The sequence below is a fragment of the Brevibacillus sp. WF146 genome (assembly GCF_001673705.2).
In the GTDB taxonomy this organism is placed as follows: domain Bacteria; phylum Bacillota; class Bacilli; order Brevibacillales; family Brevibacillaceae; genus Brevibacillus; species Brevibacillus thermoruber.
Genome location: NZ_CP109943.1, coordinates 1,762,262 through 1,787,305, shown reverse-complemented (window position 1 = coordinate 1,787,305; position 25,044 = coordinate 1,762,262). Strand labels below are relative to the sequence as shown.

28 protein-coding genes and 1 other RNA gene are annotated in these 25,044 nt (G+C 59.7%); 10 read left to right on the top strand and 19 right to left on the bottom strand.

The window, feature by feature from the left end; genetic code table 11:
• Positions 1 to 3: 3 nt before the first annotated feature.
• The 6 genes from priA to A6764_RS08775 form a co-directional block, all read right to left on the bottom strand.
• Complete coding sequence (gene priA, locus A6764_RS08800) at positions 4 to 2,439, bottom strand: primosomal protein N' (RefSeq protein ID WP_264622483.1); 2,436 nt, start codon at positions 2,437 to 2,439, stop codon at positions 4 to 6.
• Positions 2,436 to 3,671, bottom strand: a complete 1,236-nt coding sequence (gene coaBC, locus A6764_RS08795) for a bifunctional phosphopantothenoylcysteine decarboxylase/phosphopantothenate--cysteine ligase CoaBC (protein ID WP_029100054.1) — start codon at positions 3,669 to 3,671, stop codon at positions 2,436 to 2,438. The genes priA and coaBC overlap by 4 nt, the downstream gene beginning before the upstream one ends.
• A 148-nt stretch (positions 3,672 to 3,819) precedes the next feature.
• Positions 3,820 to 4,026: a DNA-directed RNA polymerase subunit omega gene (gene rpoZ / locus A6764_RS08790; RefSeq protein WP_029100053.1), complete on the bottom strand. Its 207-nt coding sequence runs from the start codon at positions 4,024 to 4,026 to the stop codon at positions 3,820 to 3,822.
• A gap of 3 nt (positions 4,027 to 4,029) precedes the next feature.
• Positions 4,030 to 4,644: a guanylate kinase gene (gene gmk / locus A6764_RS08785; RefSeq protein WP_029100052.1), complete on the bottom strand. Its 615-nt coding sequence runs from the start codon at positions 4,642 to 4,644 to the stop codon at positions 4,030 to 4,032.
• Positions 4,645 to 4,663: 19 nt separating this feature from the next.
• Positions 4,664 to 4,924, bottom strand: a complete 261-nt coding sequence (gene remA / locus A6764_RS08780) for an extracellular matrix/biofilm regulator RemA (protein ID WP_015891999.1) — start codon at positions 4,922 to 4,924, stop codon at positions 4,664 to 4,666.
• A gap of 25 nt (positions 4,925 to 4,949) precedes the next feature.
• Positions 4,950 to 5,837 carry a YicC/YloC family endoribonuclease gene (locus tag A6764_RS08775; protein WP_029100051.1) on the bottom strand — a complete coding sequence of 296 codons (888 nt, stop codon included), beginning with the start codon at positions 5,835 to 5,837 and terminating at the stop codon, positions 4,950 to 4,952.
• A 192-nt stretch (positions 5,838 to 6,029) separates the two neighbouring features.
• On the opposite strand from A6764_RS08775, the gene A6764_RS08770 reads away from it, so the two are divergent.
• Genes A6764_RS08770 through A6764_RS08760 form a run of 3 tightly spaced genes read left to right on the top strand, consistent with a single transcriptional unit; the run spans position 6,030 to position 8,592 of the window.
• Positions 6,030 to 7,769, top strand: coding sequence for an Rqc2 family fibronectin-binding protein (locus A6764_RS08770; RefSeq protein WP_065066781.1), 1,740 nt, complete (start codon positions 6,030 to 6,032; stop codon positions 7,767 to 7,769).
• Between the two features lie 34 nt (positions 7,770 to 7,803).
• Positions 7,804 to 8,148 carry a DUF2512 family protein gene (locus A6764_RS08765; RefSeq protein ID WP_044899476.1) on the top strand — a complete coding sequence of 115 codons (345 nt, stop codon included), beginning with the start codon at positions 7,804 to 7,806 and terminating at the stop codon, positions 8,146 to 8,148.
• Positions 8,149 to 8,181: 33 nt separating this feature from the next.
• Complete coding sequence (locus A6764_RS08760) at positions 8,182 to 8,592, top strand: hypothetical protein (RefSeq protein ID WP_029100048.1); 411 nt, start codon at positions 8,182 to 8,184, stop codon at positions 8,590 to 8,592.
• Between the two features lie 225 nt (positions 8,593 to 8,817).
• On the opposite strand, the gene ssrS is transcribed toward A6764_RS08760, so the two are convergent.
• A non-coding RNA gene (gene ssrS, locus A6764_RS08755) (6S RNA) lies at positions 8,818 to 9,012 on the bottom strand.
• A 237-nt stretch (positions 9,013 to 9,249) separates the two neighbouring features.
• Between ssrS and A6764_RS08750 the strand changes: the two genes are divergently transcribed.
• Positions 9,250 to 9,756 (top strand): hypothetical protein, encoded by a 507-nt coding sequence (locus A6764_RS08750; RefSeq protein ID WP_065066782.1) that lies wholly within the window; start codon positions 9,250 to 9,252, stop codon positions 9,754 to 9,756.
• Between the two features lie 136 nt (positions 9,757 to 9,892).
• On the top strand, positions 9,893 to 10,300 hold the full coding sequence (locus tag A6764_RS08745) for a Gmad2 immunoglobulin-like domain-containing protein (RefSeq protein ID WP_083989767.1): 408 nt from the start codon (positions 9,893 to 9,895) through the stop codon (positions 10,298 to 10,300).
• 29 nt (positions 10,301 to 10,329) lie between these two features.
• On the opposite strand, the gene A6764_RS08740 is transcribed toward A6764_RS08745, so the two are convergent.
• The 6 genes from A6764_RS08740 to A6764_RS08715 all read right to left on the bottom strand — a co-directional run bounded on the left by A6764_RS08740 (position 10,330) and on the right by A6764_RS08715 (position 15,432).
• Complete coding sequence (locus A6764_RS08740; RefSeq protein ID WP_264622482.1) at positions 10,330 to 11,100, bottom strand: enoyl-CoA hydratase/isomerase family protein; 771 nt, start codon at positions 11,098 to 11,100, stop codon at positions 10,330 to 10,332.
• 19 nt (positions 11,101 to 11,119) lie between these two features.
• Positions 11,120 to 12,283: a CaiB/BaiF CoA transferase family protein gene (locus A6764_RS08735; protein WP_065066785.1), complete on the bottom strand. Its 1,164-nt coding sequence runs from the start codon at positions 12,281 to 12,283 to the stop codon at positions 11,120 to 11,122.
• Positions 12,284 to 12,406: 123 nt separating this feature from the next.
• A complete protein-coding gene (locus A6764_RS08730) occupies positions 12,407 to 12,760 on the bottom strand; it encodes a DUF4870 domain-containing protein (RefSeq protein WP_029100043.1) in 354 nt (117 codons plus the stop codon).
• A gap of 135 nt (positions 12,761 to 12,895) precedes the next feature.
• Positions 12,896 to 13,777 (bottom strand): IS3 family transposase, encoded by an 882-nt coding sequence (locus A6764_RS08725; RefSeq protein ID WP_264622263.1) that lies wholly within the window; start codon positions 13,775 to 13,777, stop codon positions 12,896 to 12,898.
• Positions 13,774 to 14,082 carry a transposase gene (locus tag A6764_RS08720; RefSeq protein ID WP_065068441.1) on the bottom strand — a complete coding sequence of 103 codons (309 nt, stop codon included), beginning with the start codon at positions 14,080 to 14,082 and terminating at the stop codon, positions 13,774 to 13,776. The genes A6764_RS08725 and A6764_RS08720 overlap by 4 nt, the downstream gene beginning before the upstream one ends.
• Positions 14,083 to 14,487: 405 nt before the next feature.
• Entirely contained in the window at positions 14,488 to 15,432 is a 945-nt protein-coding gene (locus A6764_RS08715) for a GntR family transcriptional regulator (RefSeq protein WP_029100042.1), read from the bottom strand.
• A 139-nt stretch (positions 15,433 to 15,571) separates the two neighbouring features.
• Between A6764_RS08715 and A6764_RS08710 the strand changes: the two genes are divergently transcribed.
• On the top strand, positions 15,572 to 15,742 hold the full coding sequence (locus A6764_RS08710; protein WP_065066786.1) for a YjzC family protein: 171 nt from the start codon (positions 15,572 to 15,574) through the stop codon (positions 15,740 to 15,742).
• Positions 15,743 to 15,855: 113 nt separating this feature from the next.
• Here the strand turns inward: A6764_RS08710 and A6764_RS08705 are convergent, their stop codons facing one another.
• A complete protein-coding gene (locus tag A6764_RS08705; protein ID WP_029100041.1) occupies positions 15,856 to 16,089 on the bottom strand; it encodes a hypothetical protein in 234 nt (77 codons plus the stop codon).
• Between the two features lie 88 nt (positions 16,090 to 16,177).
• Here A6764_RS08705 and A6764_RS08700 point away from each other — a divergent pair, with 88 nt between their 5' ends.
• The gene (locus A6764_RS08700; protein WP_029100040.1) at positions 16,178 to 16,705 is read left to right on the top strand and encodes a DUF309 domain-containing protein; all 528 of its coding nucleotides are present in this window, start codon (positions 16,178 to 16,180) and stop codon (positions 16,703 to 16,705) included.
• 23 nt (positions 16,706 to 16,728) lie between these two features.
• Here the strand turns inward: A6764_RS08700 and A6764_RS08695 are convergent, their stop codons facing one another.
• On the bottom strand, positions 16,729 to 17,415 hold the full coding sequence (locus tag A6764_RS08695) for a CPBP family intramembrane glutamic endopeptidase (protein ID WP_065066787.1): 687 nt from the start codon (positions 17,413 to 17,415) through the stop codon (positions 16,729 to 16,731).
• A gap of 164 nt (positions 17,416 to 17,579) precedes the next feature.
• Between A6764_RS08695 and A6764_RS08690 the strand changes: the two genes are divergently transcribed.
• Both A6764_RS08690 and A6764_RS08685 read left to right on the top strand, forming a co-directional pair.
• Entirely contained in the window at positions 17,580 to 18,782 is a 1,203-nt protein-coding gene (locus A6764_RS08690) for an MFS transporter (RefSeq protein WP_065066788.1), read from the top strand.
• A 91-nt stretch (positions 18,783 to 18,873) separates the two neighbouring features.
• Positions 18,874 to 19,353, top strand: coding sequence for a CcdC family protein (locus A6764_RS08685; protein WP_029100037.1), 480 nt, complete (start codon positions 18,874 to 18,876; stop codon positions 19,351 to 19,353).
• 127 nt (positions 19,354 to 19,480) lie between these two features.
• On the opposite strand, the gene A6764_RS08680 is transcribed toward A6764_RS08685, so the two are convergent.
• The 4 genes from A6764_RS08680 to A6764_RS08665 all read right to left on the bottom strand — a co-directional run bounded on the left by A6764_RS08680 (position 19,481) and on the right by A6764_RS08665 (position 24,247).
• Positions 19,481 to 20,827 (bottom strand): APC family permease, encoded by a 1,347-nt coding sequence (locus tag A6764_RS08680; protein ID WP_065066789.1) that lies wholly within the window; start codon positions 20,825 to 20,827, stop codon positions 19,481 to 19,483.
• Between the two features lie 204 nt (positions 20,828 to 21,031).
• Complete coding sequence (locus A6764_RS08675; protein WP_065066795.1) at positions 21,032 to 21,835, bottom strand: VOC family protein; 804 nt, start codon at positions 21,833 to 21,835, stop codon at positions 21,032 to 21,034.
• Between the two features lie 106 nt (positions 21,836 to 21,941).
• The gene (locus A6764_RS08670) at positions 21,942 to 22,931 is read right to left on the bottom strand and encodes an ornithine cyclodeaminase family protein (protein ID WP_065066790.1); all 990 of its coding nucleotides are present in this window, start codon (positions 22,929 to 22,931) and stop codon (positions 21,942 to 21,944) included.
• 29 nt (positions 22,932 to 22,960) lie between these two features.
• Positions 22,961 to 24,247, bottom strand: coding sequence for an MFS transporter (locus A6764_RS08665; RefSeq protein ID WP_065066796.1), 1,287 nt, complete (start codon positions 24,245 to 24,247; stop codon positions 22,961 to 22,963).
• A 233-nt stretch (positions 24,248 to 24,480) separates the two neighbouring features.
• On the opposite strand from A6764_RS08665, the gene A6764_RS08660 reads away from it, so the two are divergent.
• Entirely contained in the window at positions 24,481 to 25,032 is a 552-nt protein-coding gene (locus A6764_RS08660; protein WP_065066791.1) for a cysteine hydrolase family protein, read from the top strand.
• Positions 25,033 to 25,044 lie beyond the last annotated feature (12 nt).

Below are 25,044 nucleotides of genomic sequence, written 5' to 3'. Positions count from 1 at the left end.
TCCCTAAAGCAGTACGTGCGGATCGACGTCGATCGTCATCAGCACCTTCTGCTGTTTGTTCCCTTCTTCAAAGACGTCCACGGCCTGGGCCAGCAGGTCGGACAGCCGAGGCTCATCCCGATATTTTAACATGATCTGGAACCGAAATCTATCTTTGATCCGCGGAATCGGCGACGCCACCGGTCCCAGCAGGATCGTCGTCTCCGCCAGCCGCGGCCGGAGAAAATCGGCCACGGTATGAGCCGCCCGGATGACGACGGGCACCTCTTCATGCGAAAAGGTGAGCAGCACCAGCCGGTAGTACGGCGGATAGCCGGTCCGCCTGCGCTGCATCATCTCCTCGCGGTAAAACGACGGGTAGTCGTGCCGGGTGGCATGGACGATGCTGTAGTGCTCCGGCGTGTAGGTCTGGATGACCACATCCCCTTCCAGTTCGTGCCGCCCGGCCCGTCCGCCCACCTGGGTCAGCAGTTGGAACGTCTTTTCCGCCGCGCGGAAATCGGGCAGGTGCAGCGACGTGTCCGCCGCGATGACGCCGACCAGCGTCACGCGGGGAAAGTCCAGCCCCTTGGCAATCATTTGCGTGCCCAGCAGCACGTCTCCCTGCCCGGTGCGAAACTTGTGCAGAAGCTCCTCGTGCGCCCCTTTGCGGGAGGTGGTGTCCACGTCCATGCGGATGACGCGAATGCCCGGGAACAGCCGGGCCAGCTCCGCCTCCACTTTTTGCGTGCCCGTCCCGAAAAAGCGGATGTGCTCGCTCTGACACTCCGGGCAGTGGGCGGGCTGCACGATCGTATAGCCGCAGTAGTGGCAGCGGGCGGTGTGGTTGGTCTTGTGGTACGTCAGCGAAATGTCGCAGTGCACGCAGCGGAGCGTGTAGCCGCAGGAGCGGCACATGACAAAGGTGGAAAAGCCGCGCCGGTTCAAAAACAGCACCATCTGCTCCTGTTTGGCCAGCCTGTCGCCGATCATCTCGTACAGCAGGCGGCTGAACATCGACCGGTTCTCCGCGCGCAGCTCCTCCCGCATGTCGACGACGTGGACGCGCGGCAGCGGCCGGCTGCCGACCCGCTCCGGCATCTCCAGGAGCGTGTAGCGGCCGCGGGCAGCCAGCGCGTACGTCTCCAGGGAAGGCGTGGCACTGCCCATCAGCACCACGGCGCCGTTTTCCCGCGCCCGCCAAAGCGCCACCTCCCGCGCGTGGTAGCGCGGCGTCTCCTCCTGTTTGTAGGAACTCTCGTGCTCCTCGTCGATCACGATCAGCCCGACGTTTTGAAACGGGGCAAACACGGCCGAGCGCGCCCCCACCACCACTTTTACCTGCCGGCGGATGATTTTGCGCCACTCGTCGTACCGCTCTCCCTGGGAAAGCGCGCTGTGCAGCACGGCCACGTCGGCCCCGAACCGCGCCTTGAACCGTTCCACCATCTGCGGCGTCAAGCTGATCTCGGGAACGAGAAAAATCGCCTCCCGCCCCGCGGCCAGCGTCCGTTCGATCGCTTCCAGGTACACTTCGGTCTTGCCGCTGCCGGTCACCCCGTGCAGCAAAAACGCACCGTACGCGCCCGCTTCGATCTGATCGCAAATCGGCTTCAGCGCCGCCTCCTGCTGCGGGGTGAAGGACGGCTTTTCACCGCCGGCAAAGCGCTTGTGCGCATACGGGTCGCGGTAGACCTCCACCTGCTCGATCGCGACCCAGCCCCGCTGCTCCAGACTTTTCAACGGGGAGCGGGTGATGCCCAGCTCGTCTCGCAGCGTCTGCACGGAAAACGACTGCCCCTCGTGCGCGGCAAACAGCTCCAGCACCCGCCGCATCTGCTCCGCCCGCGCCGGCAGGGAGCGGATCGCGGAAGCCAGCTCCGCTCCCTCCAGCAGGCAGCGGACAAACGACTGCTGCTTGCGGGTGATCCGGTCCCTCACCTGGTATTCCGTCGCCAACAGGCCGCTTGCGATCCACCCCGGCACCAGCATCGCCTCGTCGGGAAAGCGCTTTTCCGCCTCGGCGAGCGGCAGCTGCCGCTTTCGGTACACGTCCCACAGCAGGGCGGACTGTCCGCAGGCCGTCTCATCCAAGAGGTCGGTGGCCGCCAGCCACTTTTCCGATCGGCCCTTCAGCACGGCGGGAATCATCGCCTGCATCGCCGTCACCCACGGACACAAATACTGGCGGGACATCCACTCGCCCAAGCGAATCAGCTCGGCGGTCAGCGGCGGCGTATCGTCCAGCACCTGTTCCACATCCCGAAGCCGTCCGGCCGCGGCCGCCTCCTCCGGCTGGTCGGTTACGTCCACCACATACCCCTGCAGCTTCCGGGGGCCAAACGGCACGACCACGCGGCTGCCGACCCGCACCAGTGGACGGAGCCAGGGCGGTATCCGGTAGTCAAACGGGCGGTTGGTGCGGTTGACCGGCACGTCCACCACGATCCGGGCGATCATAACGCGTCAGACAGCGGCCGGTGCGCCATTTTGACCAGGATCGCGTCGAACAGTTTGTCCGCCACGTCCCGCTTGCTCAGCTTTTCCAGCGCCGCCTGCTCCCCTTCCCGCGTCAGCAGCGTGACGATGTTGGTGTCGCTGCCCATGCCCGCGCCTTCCATCAGCACGTCGTTGGCCACGATCATGTCCAGGTTTTTCCGCTCCAGCTTGGCCTTCGCGTGGGCCAGCACGTCCTGCGTCTCGGCCGCAAAGCCGACCACGTACTGGTCCGTCTTCCGCCGGCCCACCTCCTGCAGGATGTCCGGCGCCTTTTCCAGCTCCAGCACCAGCGGGCCGTCTCCTTTTTTCATCTTATGCGCATGGACCGTCTTCGGCCGGTAGTCGGATACCGCCGCCGACTTGATCACGATGTCGGCGTCCGGCAAATACCGCATGACCGCGTCGTACATCTCCTGCACCGATTCCACCGGGACAAACTCGACACCGGCCGGCTTGGGCAGCGACGTCGGCCCGCTGATCAGCACCACGTCCGCCCCTCTGTCCCGCGCCGCTTCCGCGATGGCATATCCCATCTTGCCGGAGGCGTGGTTGGTGATGTAGCGGACCGGGTCGATTTTTTCCCGCGTCGGCCCCGCCGTCACCAGCACCCGTCTGCCGGCGAGGTCGCGGGGGTTCTCCTTCTGTTCGGCAAACAGGCGGATGACCGCTTCGACGATCTCCTCCGGTTCGGCCAACCGCCCTTTGCCGATCCAGCCGCATGCCAGCAAGCCTTCGCCCGGCTCGACGAAGCGACAGCCGTACTCCGCCAGCCGCCGCATGTTGGCCGTCACCGCGGGATGGCCGTACATGTTGACGTTCATCGCCGGAGCCAGCATCACCGGCGCTTTGGTGGCGAGAACGGTCGTCGTCAGCATGTCGTCGGCGATGCCGTTCGCCATTTTGCCGATGACGTTGGCCGTGGCGGGGGCGATCAGCACGAGGTCGGCCCGGTCGGCCAGCTCGATGTGGCTGATCACCGCGGGGTCCGGCTCCTGAAACATGTCGGTGTACACCTGCTGGTGGGAGAGCGCCTGAAAGGTGAGCGGCTGCACAAACTGCATGGCGCTCGCCGTCAGGATGACGTGTACCTGCGCTCCCGCCTGGGTCAGCTTGCTGGTCAGCGCCGCCGCCTTGTACGCGGCGATGCCTCCCGAAACGCCCAGCACGATTCGTTTTCCTTGCAGAGGAAGCATGTCTCGGTTGTCCTCCCTTTTTAGTCGGTCTGCCAAACGGCCAGACCGGTGTGGTTGCGTCCGTCACGACGAAAGACCGGTGCCGCTGCGAAAAAAAACAACCTGCGTGAGGTTGTTTGTAAGCAAAAACGCGGTAACAAGGCCGCTCTTATTTGCGGACGTCGGTGTATTCGTAGATGACCTGGTCGGCGATCAGCTCTTCCAGCGCCAGGCCGACGAACTTTTTGGACTTCGGTTTTTCCACCTGAACGGCGCTGTTTTCGCGAAGCTGGCGGGCGCGTTTGGACGCGATGGTGACCAGAGTGTACTTGCTTTCCACTTTTTCGGTCAGTTTGTCAATCGACGGATACAGCATGGATTATTTGACCTCCTCAAGCCATTTGCGGTACTTGTGAATTTGGCGTTCCTTTTTCAAGTGCTCGGCGGTGATGATCGACCGGATGCGTTCGCAGGCGCAGTCGATCACGTCGTTGACCACCACGTAGTCGTACTGATCCATCAGCTCGATCTCCTGGCGGGCCATCTCCATGCGGTGACGGATCGTCTCTTCCGTCTCCGTTCCCCGTCCGACGATCCGGTTTTCCAGTTCGGCCAGATCGGGCGGCGCGAGGAACAGAAAAACCCCCTGGGGAAACTTTTTCTTCACCTGCAGGGCGCCCTGCACTTCGATTTCCAGAATCACGTCACGCCCTTTTGCCAGCATCTCTTCCACAAACAGGCGCGGCGTACCGTAGTAATTGCCGACGTATTCCGCCCACTCCAGCAGTTCGTCCTGCTCGATCATCCGGCGGAACTCTTCTTTTGTTTTGAAAAAGTAGTTAACCCCTTCCACTTCTCCGGCCCGCGGCGCCCGCGTGGTGGCGGAAACGGAATAGACCAGATCCGGCATGCGCTCGCGAAGCGCTTTGCAGACCGTTCCCTTGCCGACGCCAGACGGCCCCGAAAGAACCAAAAGGAGACCGCTATCGCCCATCGTATGTCTTCACTCCTGCCTATTCGTCCGATTCGTCGTCTTTTGTCGTCAGCCGCTGCGCCACGGTTTCCGGCTGGACCGCGGACAGGATGACGTGATCGCTGTCCGTGATGATGACCGCCCGCGTGCGCCTCCCGTACGTCGCGTCCACCAGCATGTTGCGGTCGCGCGCTTCCTGGATGATCCGCTTGATCGGCGCTGATTCGGGACTGACGATGGATATGATGCGGTTGGCGTTGACGATGTTGCCAAACCCGATATTGATCAGCTTGATTGCCATGACGGCCCCGTCCATCCTTTCATCGCTACTCGATGTTCTGAACCTGCTCTCTCATTTTTTCCAGTTCCGTCTTGATCTCGACGGCCAATCGCTGGATGGGCAGGTGATTGGCCTTGGAAGCGATCGTGTTGGCTTCCCGGTTCATCTCCTGCAAAAGAAAGTCCAGCTTGCGCCCGACCGCTTCTTCCCTGCCCAACTGTTCCGCAAACTGGGAGCAGTGGCTCGTAAGACGGGTCACCTCTTCACTGATGTCGGAACGGTCGGCCAAAAAGGCCGCTTCCTGCGCAAGGCGCTGCGCGTCCAGTTCAAACGGAGCAGTTTCGGCCCATTCGGCCATGCGCTGATGCAGACGGCTGCGGTACTCGTCGACGACCAGCGGCGCCATTTGTCCGATTTCCTGTGTCCAGGCGGTGATCCGGGCAAGCCGCTGTTCCAAATCCGCCTGAAGCTGCAGCCCTTCCTTCCGCTTCATGGACAGCAAGTCTTCCGCCGCTTCCCGGCACGCCGCAAGCAGCCACTCGGCCGCCTGCTCGGCGTCCGCTTCCGCCACGTCCCGGTTTTGCACCACACCGGGCAGGAGCAGCAAGTCCTTGGCGGTTAACGGCGACTGCAGCGAAAAGCGCTCGTTCATCTCCCGCGCCGCCGACACGTACTGCTCCGCGACGGCCCAGTCGATGGCAATTCCCTGCCCCGTCAGGCCGCCGGCATCCACGGTGACGGCCACATCGACGCGGCCTCGCCGGACGTATTGGCCCACAAGCTTGCGCACCGGCTCCTCAAGCATGCCCCAGGCCTTGGGCAAGCGAACAAGGATTTCGCAGAAACGATGGTTCACCGCGCGCATCTCCACAGTGAGCCGCAGCGAACCGTACATCCCTTCTCTTCGGCCGTACCCGGTCATGCTTCGGACCATGGTTCTCACTTCCATAGACGTAAAATCGTTAATTTATTATAGGAGACAACTCTTGACAGTGTCAACCGAAGCCGGGGCGGGGACAAGCCGATTCCGCCGTGGTGCGCTTTGTGATACACTGTCACTGACGCTTTTGAGACAGGCGCGAAAGTGGATTCGTGCAGGATTTCTGCACACGTGAGGTGAGCACTTGTGGCATTTGACGGAATTGTAACCCGTGCCGTCGTGCGGGAATTGCAAAAACTGGCGGGCGGACGGATCGCCAAAATCCATCAGCCCCATCACAGCGATATCGTCATGCAGATCCGGGCACAGGGGGAGACGGTGAAGCTGCTGCTTTCCGCCAATCCGACCTATCCCCGGCTGCATGTGACTACCGAAGAGTTTACCAATCCGCAGGAAGCCCCGATGTTTTGCATGCTGCTCCGAAAGCACTGCGAAGGCGGGCTGATCGAGGCAATCGAACAGGTGGACATGGAGCGGATCGTCCACATCGACATTCGCACCCGCGACGAACTGGGAGACACGGCGCGGCGGCGGATCGTCATGGAAATTATGGGCAAGCACAGCAACATCATCCTGCTCGATCCGGCCAGCGGCACCATCCTGGACAGCGCCGTGCACGTGACCCCGGCGATCAGCCAATACCGGCAGGTCCTGCCCGGCCGTCCGTACGTCTCCCCGCCCAGCCAGGAAAAGCGGGACCCGCTTGCCGTTACGGAACAGGCGTTCATCACGGCGATCGACTGGAACGGCGGTCGGCTGGACCGACAGTTGGTGGACGCCTTCACCGGGATCAGTCCCCTTTTGGCGAAAGAGATCGTCCACCGGGCGGGCCTGCCGACGCGGGAAGCGTTGTGGCGCGCCTTTTCTTCCGTGATGGAAGCGGTCAGACAGCACCGCTATGCGCCGATGATCGCAGAAGGCCGGGAGAAAACGCAGTTTCACGTGGTGGAACTGACCCATCTGACGGACGCCGCCACGACCTCCTTTTCCTCCGCAAGCGAATGCCTGCAGGCGTTTTACGCCGTCAAGGCACAGCGGGACACGGTCAAGCAGAAGGTGCACGACCTGATCCGCATCGTCACCAGCGAACGGAACAAAAACGAGAAGAAAATCGAAAAACTGGAGCAGACCTTGGCGGAAGCGAAGGACGCGGAGATTTTCCGGCTGTACGGCGAACTGATCACCGCCCACATGCACCAGCTCAAGCGGGGCGATACCGTCCTGGAGGCGGTCAACTGGTACGACGAAGCGGGCGGCACAGTGACCATTCCGCTCGACCCGTTGAAGACGCCGTCGGAAAATCTGCAGGCGTACTACAAACGCTACAACAAGGCCAAAAACAGCCTGCAGATCGTGGAAGACCAAATCCGGCAGGCGCGCGAAGAGATCGTCTATCTGGACGGCCTGCTCGTCCAGTTGGAGCACGCCTCGCTGCAGGAAGCGGAAGAAATCCGCGAAGAGCTGGCGGAACAGGGGTACGTGCGCAGCCGGCAGAAACGGGCGAACAAAAAGAAAAAGGACGCCCGCCCCGAACTGGACGCCTACACGTCCAGCGACGGCACGGAGATTCTCGTGGGCAAGAACAACAAGCAAAACGACTACCTGACCAACAAGCTGGCCGCGCCTCACGACACGTGGCTGCACACCAAGGAGATCCCCGGTTCCCACGTCGTCATCCGCTCCCGCCAGGTCTCGGAACAAACCCTGCGGGAAGCGGCCGTCCTCGCCGCTTACTACAGCAAGGCGCAGCACGGCAGCCAGGTGCCGGTCGACTACACGCTGGTCAAGCACGTGAAAAAACCGAGCGGCGCCAAGCCCGGCTTCGTCATCTACGAACAGCAGCGGACGCTTTACGTCACCCCCGACGAAGCGCTGGTCCGCCGGCTGAAGGCGAACAACCGCGCGGCGCATAGCGAGACTAGCTAGGTTCATACTAAGAGCATGAAAGGAGGGTTCGTTCTTGAACATCCTGCTCAAGCTCTTGGTAAACGGCATCATCGCGGTGCCGGGGCTGCTGTGGTCGGGAACGTCGCTTTCGTTTGCGCTGGTCACCAGCGCCGTCGTCAGCCTGGTGGCCTACGGGCTGGGTGATGCCGTCATCCTGCCGCGTACCAACAATACATTCGCCAGCACGGCCGATTTCGCGCTTGTGTTTGCCCTGTTCTGGCTGGCCGCGTTTGTGTTTGCGCAGCCCTTTCGGCTGTCCGGACTGTTTTTGACGGCCTTTGCCATTTCCGTTGCGGAATACTTTTTTCACGACTATTTGCAGCGGCACGGGGTCCATCACACCAAGCACCCCGGCTGACGCCCCACCATTGACATGCGAAGGAGGATCGGGATGAACGTCATCGGGATCATCCAGACAGATTTGAACGAGTTTAACGTTCTGTTTGTACCGGACCAGAACAGCGGCCAGAACGGAGCACAACAGGGTCAGCAGGGCCAGCAGAGTCAGCAGGGCCAGCAGAACCAGGCCAGTCAGGACAACGACTCCCTGTTTCTCGATTTCCTGGAGGACCAGACTGGCGGACAGAATCAGGGGGCAGCCGGAAATCAGCAGAGCGGTCCGCAGGAGATGACCGTCCGGATCAAAGGCATTCCGGAGGGGCAAAAAGCGAACTTTTTGCAGATGTACCAGATCCTTCAGGACGCCAAGGACACCCGTGATCTGGAACAGTCGCTGACCATCGTCAACCAGGGAGACCCGCAGCAGAATCAGGGAGCGGGCGGCTCCGGCGGACAGCAATAAGCCCGATCCCCACAGGACCGGGTGCTCGAAGGAACCGCGACGCCTCCAGCAAACACCCCGGCCCGCTGCCTGCCAGGAAACCCTTCCGGCCCATTCCAGTCGGACACGCGGTTTCTTTTACAGCAGGCCTTCCTTGCGGATCACGCAAAAAACCTGGAACGGTAACGTCCCAGGTTTTTTCGTGATCGAATCGTATATGTCCAGCTACTGCCGTTTTCCAAAGGAAAAGCCCCCGCTCTGCCGTCCGGCCTCATGTTTCTGTAACCTGCTCTCACACAGGTGGGTGACCCGTCCGCGTTTCTGCCTTCCCATGCGTCCCAAGACGGGAGGTGGGCCTGACATACGGCGCGAAGTTCTGTCTCCCTCGAAACACTCATAAGGTTAGAAACATTCGTGGCCTCACGTACATCGCAGGATCTTTACATTTCTAACTCTACCACAGATGGCTTCACTTCTCAACGGATAATCTTTGACCTTTTGCATATTCGCCGAAAGACTTGGTTGCGCCGTGCACGATGCCGTTCTTTCAGGCAGAACGGCCATGTGCAGGAACGCTGCTGATTTTTGATGGGACCAAACGAATGTCCTATCATTTATTTAGGAGAAAAACGCGTTGGGAGGTTTTTCACAAGACGCGCATCAAAGAAGGAGGATTCCATGCGAAAAAAGGTGGAAAAAACGTTATTCGGGTTATGGGCAGGTGAATTATTCGCTGTTGTTTGTTTTGCCTTGCTGTGGTTGATCTATGCACAACAGTTTGAGTGGGCAGAACCCTATGTAACGTCATGGCCGTCTGTCTATGCGTTTGCCTTGCTGGAATTTATCTTGCTTCAAGGAAGTTATTATTGGTTTGTAAAATGGAAACAAGTGCGGCGAGGCTGTTTCTCCCATTTGCCTGATCGTCACCTTCGACTTTTCCATGTCTTCAAAAGAATCAACCTTTTCCTGATTGCGATCGGACTGCTGTTCTTGATTTATCTATGGAAGGTTTTTTCCGTTGATTTTTATTGGTTTGTCTTTCTCTACGTGTTTGCCATTCTTGAATATATCAATTACTACCACGTGCGGCTGTCCTATCAAACCATAGACGAAATAAAAGATTTCCTCCGTCAACGGGGATTCCGGCGTTCGAAACTGGCAAGTGAATGGAATACCCGCTCATGATGTGATCCGGAGTTTTCGCTCAACATGATTCTACCCTCGCCTCTCTGTTCGGGCGGACGCCGCGCATCAACCGGATAGGAACGGGACAAACGGGTCATGCTACAAACAAAACCCACCCGTATGGAGGCATCACGCGATGAAAAAGAACGTGTTTCGTGCGTGGTTGATCGTCTGCTGGCTGGGATGCGTCTCTGCGCTTCCACCGGCCGCCGGTGCCGCCGGCATTCCGCCAGCGCCAAGGAGCCAACAGGGGTACGGCAACGATGCGTTCCGCAATATCACGGTCAGCAAGACCGACGCCCGCCAATACGTCGTCAAGGGAGAAGCCCGCGTCTTCGAAGGCAATGTCCGCTACGTGGTCATGGACGGGGCGACCACCCTGATCAACAGTTTCGTCACGGCCAGCCGCGGCGGCCTGGCATGGGGCTCCTATGAACTCAACCTGAACCTGCCCGGCAGCAAGCAGCCGCTGACCTTGATTCTGTTTGAAGAAATCGCGCAGACGGGCGCCCGCCGGCACGAACTGAAAATTCCGCTTCCCTGACGAAAAAAACGCCGAGCTTCGGCGTTTTTTCACGTTCGCTTCATTTTTGCCCGAACCAGCGATTCAAACGCGGGATGCATGATCAACGCGGGCTGCTGCTCCTTTTCCCAGGCCAGCGACTGCGCCAGATTCATCTCCAGGCAAGCGGTCAAACCCGCTTTGGTGACGGCCAGCGCATGACGGGGCAAGCGGCGAAGGGCACTGATCAACAGCTGCGCCTCCTGCTCGATCTCGGCCGCATCCACGGCTTTGTAAATCAAGCCGATCCGCTCCGCTTCGCTGCCGGAGATCTTTTCGCCGAGCAGCGCCAATCGTTTGGCCTGGGCCATGCCAACCAGGCGCGGCAGCAGATAGGTGCCGCCGAAATCCGTGGTCAGGCCGATCTGAACAAACGGCTCCTGCAGCACTGCGTCCCGGGCTGCGATGACAAAGTCGGCATGAAGCGCCAAATTGAGGCCCGCCCCTACTGCCGCTCCTTCGATCAGGGCGATGACCGGCTTGGGCATGTGATGGAGCTGCGTCAGAAACGCGTTGATCACCGTCAGCGACTCGTCCGCCTGGGCGGGGTCGCGCAGCGCTCCCAGTATGCTCAAATCGGCCCCCGAGCAGAAATTGCCACCGGCGCCGCGCAGAAGCACCACGTCGGCAGCCGGTTCAGCGGCGGCTCGGGCAATCGCCTCCTTTAGCAGTGAAAACATCTCCAGCGTCAGCGCGTTCAGCACCCGCGGACGATTGAGCGTAATCGTCCAGACGCCCTCCCGCAGGTCGGTTTGGATCGGCAAGTCTTGTCTGTGTTCCATCACGGGTTTTCTCCTTTCGTTACGAGGTACGCGGGATGACGCCTTCCTGTTCCAAGCGGGCCAATTCGTCATCCGTCAGGTTCAGCTTGGCTTTCAGCACGTCGCGGGTGTCTCCCCCGCAGCGTGGAGGAGGCATCATGCCGTCCAGCGGGCGGGTTCGTTCCACGCGCACCTGCAGCGTCTCTCCATCGGTTCCGTATGGCAGGGTAAAGGCGACTTCCCGGCTGGCGACATACGCGCTGCCGCTCCAGGTGTCCATCTCCTCCACGGCGGTCAGGCAGCAGTCCACTTCGCTCCCCAGCTCGCTCCACTCCGCCTGTGTCCGAGACAGAAACAGGGTTTTCATTTCCTCAAATACGTCCGGGTGGTCGGCAATCAACGCGCCGTGCAGGGTCTCCCAGTCTTCCCGTCCAACCGCCCGGCAGAAATTGTGCCAGAACTTTTCTTCCAGCGCCGCCAGCGCGACGTACTTGCCATCCGCGCTCTCGTACACCTGGTAGGCCAGCATTCCCTTCAGGAATTGGCCCATCGCCTTCGCCTGCCCGTCATGGGCGAGCAGGGCGTGCAGTCCCATCCAGGAGGAGAGCACGTCCACCGAGGCGACGTCCAGGTAGGCGCCCTGTCCGTGCCGGCATTGCCGAACCAGCGCGGCACAAATCTGCTCGGCCGCGTACAGGCCCACGGCGTAATCGGCGATCGGCACTTCCGAGGGGACCGGCCTGCCCTCGCTGTCGCGGGTCGCCGAAAGAAACCCGCTGATCGCCTGGTAGTTGAGGTCGTGGCCGCCCAACTGGTGCATGTCCCCCGTCTGGCCGTATCCGGTAACCGAGCAGTACACCAGCGAAGGATGGACAGCGGACAGGCTGTCGTAGTCCAGCCCGAGGTGGCTCATCACGCCCGGACGGAAGCTCTCCACCACCACGTCGGCACGGCTGGCCAGGGCAAAAGCCAAGGCCCTGCCCGCTTCGGTATGCAAGTTCAGCGCGACGCTCCGCTTGTTGCGATTGGAGCTTAAAAACAGCGCGCCCGTCTCCCCGATCCGCGGCCCCAGCGAACGGCCGGGATCTCCCCCGGGATGGGCTTCCACCTTGATCACTTCTGCCCCCAGGTCGGCCAGCCTCATTGTGCAATATGGCCCGGAGAGATGGCGTGAAAAATCGACAACCGTGATCCCTGTCAACATGCGGTTACCACCCCTTTCCACCCTTGTCCATGTTTTGGTATTTCGTGATGGGCGGGCCGCATTCCTTCATTGTCAGAAAAATGCCAACACGATTACAGCCGTCCAAATAACGAACGGCTGTTGCTAGGTGATAAAGCGCAGTGTGAGCGGATAGCGATAGGGTATGCCGTCATTGGCTCTGATCGCCGCCAAGATGACGGCCACCACCCAAAAGACGAACAGGGCGAACAAGAGCAGGACGCCAATAAACAGGAAAATCAGCAGCATGCTGATCGCACCGTAGATCGTGACGCTGATGGCAAAGTTGAGCGCCTCTTTCCCTTGGCTGTCGACAAACGCTCCCTCTTCCCGCTTGATCAGCCAGACAATCAGCGGCCCCAGCACATTCCCCAGCGGGATGACCAATCCGGCAAACGCAGCGAGATGAGCAGCGATCGCCCATATCCGCTCCTGTTTGCCGGGCCGTTCCTGATTCATGAAGAACGCCTCCCTGTTTTTTCCTTCTCCCTTCCAAATGTACGGCAGACCTCCCGAAAACTTGCGGAGAGAAAAAAAGCACCCCTGGAATGGTATTACCCCTGTCAAGTAGACAGACTTTAAACAAGCCCTAGTTCAAGATGCCTGAGCTCGGTATTGTACCGGGCTCAGGTTATGTAACCGGGATTGAAAACGTTTGTGATTGTAAAAACGAATATAGCGATCAACAGCGTGATGTACTTCTTCATCCGTCTTGAAGTTGTGCAAATACATGCATTCTGATTTCAGATGGCTGAAAAAACTCTCCATACAAGCGTTGTCCAGACAATTTCCCTTTCTGGACATACTTGCGGTAATGTTATATTGTTTGAGTAGGTTATGATATTGTCGGGATGTGTACTGGAATCCTTGGTCGCTATGCAACAGGACTCCACTCACATCTCCTTTTTTTATGGCTGCCTTTACCGTGTCCATGACAAGCCGTATGTCATTCCGTTTACTTATCCTGTAGGCGACGACTTCGTTGTTGAAAAGGTCGTAAATGACGGAGAGATAGAGTCGACGTCCATTGAAGATCAGATAGGTAATATCTGTAACCCATTTTTCGTTAGGACGGGAAGCGATAAAATCACGGTTCAGTTTGTTTTCGGAAATGACAACTTGCTCTTTGCGGCCAAAGAATTTCCGTTTCCTGCGAATACGTGCCTGGATCCCCATTTCCTTCATGAGTCGATACACACGCTTACGATTTACGTGTATACCATATCTTTGAGTTAGCCAAACCGTTACTCGCGGGTACCCGTAAATGCCGTTTACTTCTTGATGGCATTCCCTAATCATTTCTTTCAATTTCTCGTCTTCCACCATTTTTCGAGACGGATTTTGCTGCTGTTTTACCCACTTGTAAAAGCCACTCCGTGATACACCGGATACCGAGCACAGCAAGGAAACGGAGTATGTTCCCATCATTTCATGGATGATGGAGTAAGATTTTGATTGTTCTTTTTGCTTCTTCACCGCCTTTCGAGTCCGAGCCACTTTTTTAGATATTCATTCTCAGCTCGCAATCTCAAGTTTTCCTCTTCTAGGGTGAAAAGACATTTTCTCGGCCTTCCTTTCCTCGGTCCAACCGCTTTCCCTCGTTTTTCTTCGAGTCCCTTCATCCCTTCATTCTCAAAATGCTTGACCCATCTCATCACAATGTTTTTATCTGAGATGCCAAGTTCCTTTGCGATGGTTTTATAACTTTTGTCGCCATCAAGGTATAAATGTACCGCTTTTCTCTTTATTTCAATTGGATACGTCTTGCGTATTTTCCCCATAGAAAATCCCCTCCGAGTTAACAGTAAGGGACTTGCTTTTTACTGTCTACTCAAAGGGGATAATACCAGAAGAGGCGCTTTTTTTCGCGTTAGTAATGGCTGTCGTACCCGTAATGAGACATAGACGAGGATCCGTACCCGCCGTATCCTTTCCCGTGGTGCTCTTTCCTGTAGTGATGGCAATCGTACTTGTAGACGGGTTTGTAGTAACATTTTTTCTTATAGTATTTCTTCTTACAGCATTTTTTGTGGTAGCATCTGTGCCCGTAGTCCTTATGGCATCCGCAGCTCATGAGCTCACCCCCCTTTGAGTTGGTACAGTTACATGCTATGTCGCAGGGGTGGCATTGGCATGGTACACTTGTCTAAAGTGAACGCAAAATAAACGGATATCCATGTGGGTCGTTACTGCGTGACAATTTTCCGCAGTTCGTTGATTCCGTGATGATCGGGTATTTCCTGAAACTCCTTTACCTTGGGCAAGGTCAACAGATGCGGACGGGTCATGTAGCCCGGTTTGGAGATGTAGACCACGTCACAGTTGGCAATCAGCTCAAACACGTCGGGGTGGTTGGCCTCGATCGTCCGCAGGTCCAGATGGGTGATCCCGGCGTTGTACAAGTCGTCGATCATTCCCTCCGCTCCCCGGATGGTGGCGCAGATCAAGCCCACCTTGGTGTGGCGGGGGTACGCTTCCAGTGCGGGAATGACGATGGTCGGGTCGGGGATGAAGTCCAGGCTGACCACCGGAGGCGCTTCCCGCGGGAGCGCCTGCTTTATTTTCAGATTGACGCTGGGATGGGTGACAATCGCCTTGTACTGCTGCAAAAAGCCGGCGTCCTCTTCCAGCCGCTCCCAAAATTCATCAAACGTGCGCCCCTCCACCATCGCGCTCGGCAGGTGATACTGCACCAGCCGCAGATACTCGGCCAGCTCCAGTTCCGTAAAGCGGAGAAACAGCACGGGGGACTGGTTGATCTCCTGCATGACGGCGGACAAGACGCGCGTAAACTCGTCCATCGAATACCCCATCGCCTTTACCTTGTGCAGCGTCTCCTTGGCCAATAGCGCTAGGTGGGCGGGGTTGCGGGTTAACAGGGGGTCGTTCACCACGTTGCTCACAATCGTCCCCCGTCCCTGCCGGGAGTCGACCAGTCCCTCCTGCTGCAGGCGCAGGTAGACGCTGCGCACCGTGTTGTAGTTCACCTTGAGATGGGCGGCCAACTGCCGCACAGTCGGAAGCTGTGTGTGCGGCGGCAGTTCCCCGCTGCGGATGAAGGCGGCGATTTGCTGATACAGTTGTTCGTGGTACGAGATGTTGGAATCTTTTTGCAGAGACAGACGATGCACGGTACAACCCCCCGGAATTGTGGTGTTCCTATCGTAAATCAATTCTGAATCGAGCGTCAATAGAGACACAGGGGTTGAACCCGCCCCTCGGGGAGATACTAAACGGGACACTACATGGGAAGAAAGCGGGGTGACCCTTATGGGCGAGCGCAGCCGTTTTCGCGAAGGCGACAAGTCCCCGAAAAACGCGGTCTACATGGAAATCGGGGAGTCCGGCGCCAGCGTGCAGGACCCGATGATCATCGAGCTGGGCAGAGGGGACAAGTTTCCCCCCACCCGCAACAAGAACCGCGTCTGGACACAAAAGTAGCCGATTGTCACGGACAAAGGGGAAAACGCGGCTCCGCCACGCGATGGGGCGGAGCCTGCCATTCCCTTTGCCTTGGGAGAACCCCCCCGCCAGCGGCTGGGGTTGGCCTCGTTTTACTCCTCTTCGTCCTCGCCGTCCTCTTCGTCGCCTTTCAGGTAGATGATCGTAACCCCCAGGCTTTCCAGGAGCTGCAGCACTTCCCGGTTCAGCTCCTCGTCCCGCAGCAGCCCCAGGCTCTCCACCAGTTCCAGCTCTTCCAGATCGCCCGATTCGGCATCCTCGATCAGTTCGATTACTTCCGTCATCTCCCTTTCCTGCAGAATGGAGAGAAGTTCCTCTTTGGTCATTCTGTTATCTGCACCTCGTTTTCTGCTTGCTTGTTCCTTTATAATAGTACATGGATGAATCGGAAAACAAAAGAGCGAGGAGCCAGTCATGTACCCGCACCCCTACCTGGAATACCTGGTCCAGTTCCACGCCGAACGGGACTACTTCGAATGTCACGAGATTTTGGAGGAGTATTGGAAAAGCGAGGCCGGACAGCGAAGCCCCGTCTGGGTCGGGCTGATTCAGATCGCCGTCGGGCTGTATCACCACCGCAGGGGGAATCGGGCCGGCGCCGTCAAAATGATGAACAGCGCCCTCCGACTGCTGCGGCAGCAGCAGGATGCTCTCAGCCGTCTCGGTCTGGACCCCGCCGCCCTGCTTCAACTCCTCGCCGCCGTCGTCGCCGAGATGGAGGCGGGCGCTCCGTACCGCAGCATCTCGCTGCCGATCGCCGATCCAGAGCTGCGCCGACGTGTGCAGCAGATGTGCGCGGAACGGGGGCTGCCATGTGAACGGCCAAGCGACATGGCCAACCGGTATCTCCTGCACAAGCACACCTTGCGCGACCGCAGCGGCGTCATCGCCGAGCGGGCCCGCCAGCTCTCGCTTCGGGAACAGCGGAAACCGAACGGCTAATCGCGACGATCCCGCCGTCGTTTTCAGCCCGCGTACACCCAGATGACCAGCGCGAGAACGATGCCGAAGTCGGCCAGCATGTGGCTGAACCACGTGGCGTACACGGCGGGAAAGATACCCTTGAGCCACCCCCAGAGAACGCCGACCGCCAGCACCATGAGCGTAATCCACACGCCCCACCGCCAGCCGAACAGGACGGTGGCCACCAGCAGATGATACAGGCAAAAAAAGAGGCTGCTGAGAAGCACAGCAGCAAAGCGGGACATTGCGGCCAGCATCCGCTCCAGGACGAACCCGCGCCAAAACAGCTCTTCCAACAGCGAATTGACGACGGCCATGTACAGCGAAAACCACCAGACCGCCTGCTGGGTGAGTCCCCATCGTTCCAGCACGGCGCGGATTTCTTCCGGCTGCACGCCGGTGGCAAAGAGCAGCCGGATGCCGGCGAGAATTCCCGTCAGCATGAGCGCTCCCGCAGCCAGACCCCAGACCGCCCCCTGTTTGTCAAAGGGGAGCCACGCACGCCGCCAATCGTCGGCCAATCCCCCTTCCCACCATCCGTGAAGCAGGGGAACGCCGAGGCAGACCAGCAGATGAAACGAGACAAACGTGGCAGCCAGGCTCTCCCTTTCCACCAATCCGTAAAAAACAGCCAACGTTGCGATAAATCCGTAGCCGATCAACAGCAAGAGCGAGCGTTTCCGCTTCATGAAAAAACTCCTTACTCCTTATCCGTCTGATGACGGGCTTAGGTTTCCCCATGTGCCGGGAAGGCATACCCCCAACAGGGAATCATATACAAACGAATGGGCAAATGGTATACTGTTTGAATCGAATGGATAAAAATGTTTGGATCCAATGGAGAGTGGCTTCCATGTTGTGGCGAAATCGTACGTTTCTCCTGTTGATGACGGGGGAGGTGATCACCGGATCGGGCCTGTGGATCTCCATTATCGCCAACCTGCAGTTCATGCAGCACCTGATCCCGTCCGACGCGCTCAAAGGGCTGATCCTCATGAGCGGCCTGGTGGTCAGCATCCTGCTGTCGCCCAAGGCGGGCGTCGTCATCGACCGTTCCGACAAGCGCAAGATCATGCTGGTATCCAGCCTGGTTCGCTGTCTGAGTCCGGTCTGCATGTTTCCTGCCATCGCGCACGACTCGCTCGGGTGGATGGTCGTTTCCCTGATCATCATGCAGGCGTCCGCCGCCTTTTACTTCCCGACCCTGCAGGCATCGCTGCCCGCCATCCTGCCGTCGTCCGAACTGCTCAAAGCGAACAGCGTCTACCTGAACATTTCCACGCTGTCCCGGATCGGCGGAACCGCCATCGGCGGCGTTCTCGTCGCCGCGATGGATCTCCGCATGCTCTACGCCCTGTCCGTCGCCGCCTACATCGTCGTGGCGCTGTTGACCCTGCTGCTGCGCATTCCGCCAATCGCCTCCCACAAACGGCAGGAAAAGGTGGAGTTCCGCGAAGTGCTGACGATCACCAAAAAGGATCCCGTCCTGCTCGTCGGGCTGGTGAACATGGGGCTGATCACGCTGTTTCTCGGCGGCATCAATCTGCTGGTGCTCAACTTCAGCGAAATCCAGCGGACGCCCGAAATGATGGGCTGGATCTACGGGGTGGAGGGGACCGGCATTCTGGTGGGCGGACTTCTGGCCAAGCGCTGGATCGGCGGACGCAACCTGATCGTCTCATCCACCGTCCTCTTGTTTTTCTTCGCCCTCGCCCAGTACGGGATGTCGTTTGCGGAAAGCCGGATCATGGTGCTGGGCTCGTTTGCCTTGTTCGGCATGACCGTCGCCTTTTTCTTCCCGGTCACCACGACCGTGTTTCAGAAGCGGCTGGCGGAGCATCAGCAGGGGCGGTTCTTCTCCTTCCGCAGCATGCTGGACCGCGGCGTTTTCCTGATCGCCCTGGGGACGACCGGCCTCTGCCTGGACCTGCTGGGCATCTCCGGCTACATGCTGGTGATCGCCACCGCCACCCTGCTGACGGCCGTGATCACGCTGTCCTACAGCATCAAAAGCAGGCTGGACGTGCGGGAGACAGACGAACCGGCGGCGGCGTAGCGGGCCCCCGCGAAATGACGGCGGACCGCTTTCCCCTTTACGGCAAAATGGTGTACACTAGAATATCATGGGCCAAGGAGGGACTACTTCCATGCAGATTCTCTCATCCACTGCCCTGGGCATGCTGGTGCCGCTGCTCATGGCGACGGTGGTGATCGTCCTGCGCATGCGCGGGACCAAAAAGCCGGTGTCCGCGCGGCGCATCATCCTGCCGCCCCTGTTCATGTCCACCGGTTTTGCCATGTTTCACTTTCCGGAAACGGCCACTCCGCTCATCTACGACGCCATCGCCTTTTTCGTCGGGATGATCTTCTCCATCCCGCTGATTCTCACGTCCCGCTTCGAAATCGTCGGCCAGGACGTCTATCTGAAACGGTCCCGCGCCTTTTTCGGCATCCTCGTCGCCCTGGTGGTGATTCGCTTTGCCATGAAACTGTGGGTAAACGATTCGCTGACAACCATGCAAACGGCCGGACTGTTCTTCGTCCTCGCCTACGGCATGATCGTTCCGTGGCGGCTGGCGATGCTGTACATGTACCGCCAATTGGTCAAAAAGACGGTGCGAACCTGACAAACGAAAGAGCAGAGCCTCTGTCTCGAGGCTTCTGCTCTTTTTTGTCCTGCTGCCCCCAAGAAAAAAGCCTCCGCTGCGGCCGATCCCGGCCGTCGGAGGGAGGTGATGCTCTCGGTTCGTCAGGCTAGCGGTTGGCTCTCACCGGCTCGCCGCGGAGGGCGGCTTCTTTTCGCTGCCCGCGCCGGAAAAACGGAAGGCCCAAGAGCGTAATGGCGAGGGCCGCCAGCGTATTCCCCGGATTGGTGAGCAGCGTGCTCGCGAGGATATAGAGCGAACCAGCGATGGCGAACAGCGGCACTATCGGATAGAGCGGCACGCTGTAAGCGCGTGGCCGTCCCCCCTGACGTCTGCGCAGGATGAATAGAGCGACGAACGCCAGGATGTAAAACAGGTACACGGAGAAAATGGCCAGCTCGGACAAGTGGTCGGGATTGCTCACCACCATCAGGATCACAGCGATCACGGCTTGCGATAAAATGGCGGCCACCGGCGTGCCGTAGGCGGCGTGGATGCGGGAGAGCCAGCGGGAGCCAGGAAGATGGCCGCGCTCTGCCATCGCGAACGGCACGCGGGGAAACGCCAGGATTTTGCCGTTGAGGCAGCCAAAGATGGAGACGAGAATCCCGACGCTGATCAGCCTGCCGCCCCATTCGCCGAACAAGTGCGACGCCGCCGCCCCTGCGGCGTTTTCCCCCAGGCGCACAATCTCGGATGCGGGCAATAGATGGAGCAGGGCCACGTTGACCGACAGATACGCCAGTGTCACCACGAGCAGGCCGCCGATGATGGCGCGCGGCAGCACTTTGGCGGGATTTTTCATCTCTCCCGCCATGAAGCCGACCAGCATCCAGCCGTCATAGGCCCACAGCGTGGCCAGCACAGCCGCCCCAAAGCTGATCTCGGTGGTCACTCCGCTGTCGGCCCCCCATATCTGACCGTTTCCTTTCCACATTCCAAACACGGCGATCAGCGCGATCGGCACCAGCTTGCCGAGGGTGGCCGCCGTTTGGACGAAGCCCCCGTACCGGGTGCCCAGGCTGTTGACGACGGCCAAGAGGAGCACCGTACCGACCGCGATCGGCAGCTTCCATGCAGCCCCCCAGCCAAACAGGTGGACGAGGAGCGAACCGAAATACAAGCCCAGCGCGCCGATTACCGCCGGACCGTAGATGACCGACTGCACCCATCCGGCGAGAAAGCCCCACACCTTTCCGTACACTTCTTCCAGATAGACGTACAGCCCCCCTGTCTTGGGGATTTGCGTTCCCACCTCGGCGATGGTCAACCCGCTCGCCAGCGTGATCAATCCTCCCACTATCCACGCCCACAGTGCCAGCGTGGAGTCGCCGGCGTATTCAATGACCTTGCCCGGCTTCATGAAAATGCCGGAGCCGATAACGGTCCCGATCACCAGCGATGTAGCCAACGTCAAACCTACTTCTTTTTGCAGCGAACGATGCTGTACCTCCACGTTGTTCCCCCTAACTGTTCGGCTATTTACTAACAATCTAAACAAATGATAGCACGAACGTACGGGATTAACTATTTTTTGCAATTTTACAAAAAAAGAAAGAAGAGCCGCCCGGGCTCTTCCAGATTGATGACATACCGGGGATGTCCGCGTGCGTGAAGCGTTGCAGCCTGTAGGGAGCACGCACCTGCTTTCCGGCTTGATTCACCACACATACCACCCACCGTACAGCTCGTGGCGAATCTCTCCGCTCCCGCCGGCGAACCGGACGAAAAACGGCCTCTCTCCGCGGGCCAGCAGCGCGTCGCGGGCCAATCCCTCCCCCAACGGCTGGCACAGCACGACAGCCCCGCCGGAAAACGCAAGCGTCCGGCAGCGGGCGTTTAGCCCTTCATCGACGAAGGCGTCCGCCGCCTCCAGGCCGAACCACCGCCGCCAGCGTTCCGCCGCTTCGTCCGCGTCTTCCGCTGCCAAGCAGACGCATTTGAGGGCGTGCGTTCCATTTGGGTGCGGAGCAATGACGCCCCGGCGGGTGAGATCGTCCCGCCGCTCGTCGTCGCTCTGCTCCCACTGGATCAGAAACGGCACACGCCCCCTCTCCTCCGGCGTCTCCGCAAACAGCATCTGCCAGCGGATCACCGTGCCGTCCTCCCGCTTCCTGCTGCCCGGCAGCGGACCGGTCACCTTCATCCCGCAATCGTGAAAATGCTCCGCCCAGCGTTCAATGTCGCGCGTCCGCAGGGCGATTTGCCCCATGCCCTCGCCCACTGCCGCGTCCTGCACCAACTGCCGGACCAGCGGATTGTCAGACCGCTCGGCCACCTCCGGGTATTCCACGGCCAGAAATTCCACGTAGGCAAGCCCGAAGTAACTGAGGCTGTTGCAAGTCCCCCAGGCCTCGTGCCGGCCGCCCGCCAGCGCATGAAATCCTACCTTTTGCAAGCGCTCCGCCGCCTCGACGGGCGTACGGCGGAGAAAGTGAACCAGATGATCAAATGCCAGATCCATGCGCTCCCGCCTTTCCAAATGGTTTCGTTTCCTCACGTCCAGCGAGTGACCCCGAACGCGGAGCGTTTTGCCCGGACACGCCCCCGCGCTGTGCTGCAGCGGATTGCTACAGCGTGACGGTCGTCCCCGCTCCCAGCCGCTTCGCCTTTTCGTAGACGGCGCAGGCCACCATCGTATCCAGAGAGGCAATCCCCACGGATTTGTACAGGGTGATTTCCTCGTCCGTCTCCCGCCCCGGTTTTTGGCCGGTGACCAGTTCGCCGATTTCGCCGTACAGCCGGTCGATCGACCACTCTCCCCGCTGAATCGGCTTGATCAGATCGCCCGCTTCGTGCAGGGCCCCTTCCTTGGTGTCCACCACCACTTTCCCGCTACGGTTCAACGTCACGGCGTCAAATTCCTGCATGTGCGGCTGATAGGCGCCGATCGCGTTGACGTGGGTACCGGGGCGCAGGATGCCGCCGTCAAACAGCGGCTCGGTCGCCTTGGTGCTCAACACCACGATGTCGGCGGCGGACACGGCCTCGCCGGCGTCGTTGACACATGTGATGCTGCCCTTCCACTCCGGGTAGAGGGCGCGAATCCGGGCGGCAAGCTGCTCCGCGCGCGCCCGCGTCCGGTTGTACAGCCAAAGCCGCTCGATCGGCCGGACCGCCATGATCGCCTGCACCTGCCCCAGCGCCTGGGCGCCGCATCCCAGCACGGCGCAGCTCTTGGCATCTTGGCGCGCCAGCAGCCTGGTCGCCACGCCGCTGCTCGCGCCGGTGCGCAGCACGGTCAGGCAGGTTGCGTCCATCAGCGCCACATGCCGTCCGCTCTTCGCCTCCGTCAGCAGCGTGATCCCCTGCAGGGACGGCAGCCCTTTTTCCGCGTTTTGCGGAAAGATGCTGACCACTTTCACCGCCGTGTATTCGACGGCCTCCACGTACGACGGCATGTACAGCGTCGTCGCCGCCCGCTTTTCGTGGGCGACAGCGGTGCGAACCGGTGTGACCGTGCCGCCCGCCGCCTCGTACCGAAACGCCTCCTCTACGTCCCGCAGGCACTCTTCCATCGTGTACAGCTCGCGAATCTCTTCCTGGGACAAAACCAGCATGACTATCCCGCCTTTCCTCACATGCCCGCTCACAAGCTCGCGTCTTTCGTCTCCCGCGCCGCGCCGATGGCCGCGAGCGAGACAAGCCCGGTCAGGATGATGTACAGGGCGACCGGCACCCACGAGTTGGCAAACGCGTCAAGCAGCCAGGTGGCAATCAGCGGAGCCGTGCCGCCGGCGATGGCCGCCCCCAACTGGTAGCCGAGCGTCACGCCGGTGTAGCGCACTTCGGTGCTGAAAATCTCGGAAAACAGCGTTCCCAGAACAGCCGTCACCGGCGCCCAGAGAATCCCCAGCCCGATCACCGTGGCCGCCGTCAGCCAAAACGCCGACTTGAGCGACAGCAGATAAAAGTACGGAAACGCAAACAGCATGATCGCCACGGTGCCGCCGATGTAGAGCGGTTTGCGCCCCGCCTGGTCCGACCATTTGCCCATGAACGGAATCGCGATGGTGGCCACCAGCGTGGCGATTGTCACCGCGTTCAGCGCCGTCACCTTGTCGTAGCCGAGGTACTTGGTCGCGTAGGCGATCACAAAGGTTGAAAAGATGTAAAACGGTCCGGTCTCCACCACTTTGGCCCCGATGGCGATCAGCACGGACTTCCAGTGGCAGCGGAGCGTGTCCGCCAGGGGCACCTTGGCGATGCTGCCGCTCTGCTGCGCTTCCCGGAACGCGGGCGTCTCGTCGATGCCGCTGCGAATCCACAGGCCGAGGAAGACAAGCACGGCACTGAGGACAAACGGCACCCGCCAGCCCCACGACAGGAACTGCTCTTCCGGCAGGAGGCTCATCAGCGAAATGGAGAGCGTGCCGAGCAGCATGCCGATGGTCACGCCCATCTGGGGAATGCTGCCGTAGAAGCCGCGCTGGTTGTTCCGCGCGTATTCCACGGCCAGGAGCAGGGCGCCGCCCCACTCGCCGCCAATGCCCAGCCCCTGCACCAGACGGAGGATGAACAGCAGGATCGGGGCCCACACGCCGATCGTGTCGTACCCGGGCAAAAGGCCGATCAGGACCGTCGCCGTCCCCATCAGCGAAAGCGTCAGCACCAGCGTCTTTTTCCGTCCGACCTTGTCGCCGATATGACTGAAGATGAGACCGCCTAGCGGACGGATGAAAAACGTCAGCGAGAACGACAGGTAGGAGAGCAGCAGTCCCACCACAGGGTCCGTATGGGGGAAAAACAGCTTGGTAAACGCCAGCGATGCCACCGTCCCGTAGAGAAAGTAGTCAAACCACTCGATGGAACTGCCGATCAGACTGGCGATCAACGCTTTGGTGCCCGTCTGCGGAGAAACCGCCGCTTGCGCCATCTGCATCCTCCCTTTCCTCTAAGCAATTGTGAATACACCACGAATGGTAACGCCCACTTGACGGAATCGTCAATATTTTCGCGCAAAATACTTGCCCGCATACCGCCGTATTGACGAGGGTATGTTTACCAGGTAAGATGAAGCCAACTTTCGTAACGACAGTCATCGCACGACTTGGTATCGTTTTGGCCGGCTGGCGAACGCCGCCGTCTACCGATTCGGAGGGATAACGGATGAACGCCTTGATTGTGATTGACTATACGAACGATTTCGTGGCAGCCGACGGAGCGCTGACCTGCGGGGAACCGGCCCAGCGGATCGAACAGCGGATCGTGGAGCTGACCGAGCAGTTCGTGCGCGACGGCCGCTACGTCGTCATGGCGGTGGACGCCCACCAAAAGGACGACCCGTTCCACCCGGAAACGCCGTTGTATCCGCCGCACAACATCATCGGAACCGAGGGGCGCCGCCTGTACGGAAAGGTGCAGGACGCGTACGACCGGCATGCCGGACGCATCACCTGGATGGACAAAACCCGCTACAGTGCGTTCCAGGGGACCGACCTTGCCCTGCAGCTTCACGCGCGGGGCATTCGCGAAATCCACCTGGCCGGTGTCTGCACGGACATCTGCGTGCTGCACACGGCGATCGACGGCTTTTACCTCGGGTTTAGGGTCGTGATACACGCGGATGCCGTCGCCAGCTTTAACCCGGCCGGCCACGAATGGGCCTTGAACCACTTCAAAAATCAGCTCGGCCTCCAGGTCTTGGGCGAGTCGAGGTAAGGAGACGCCAAG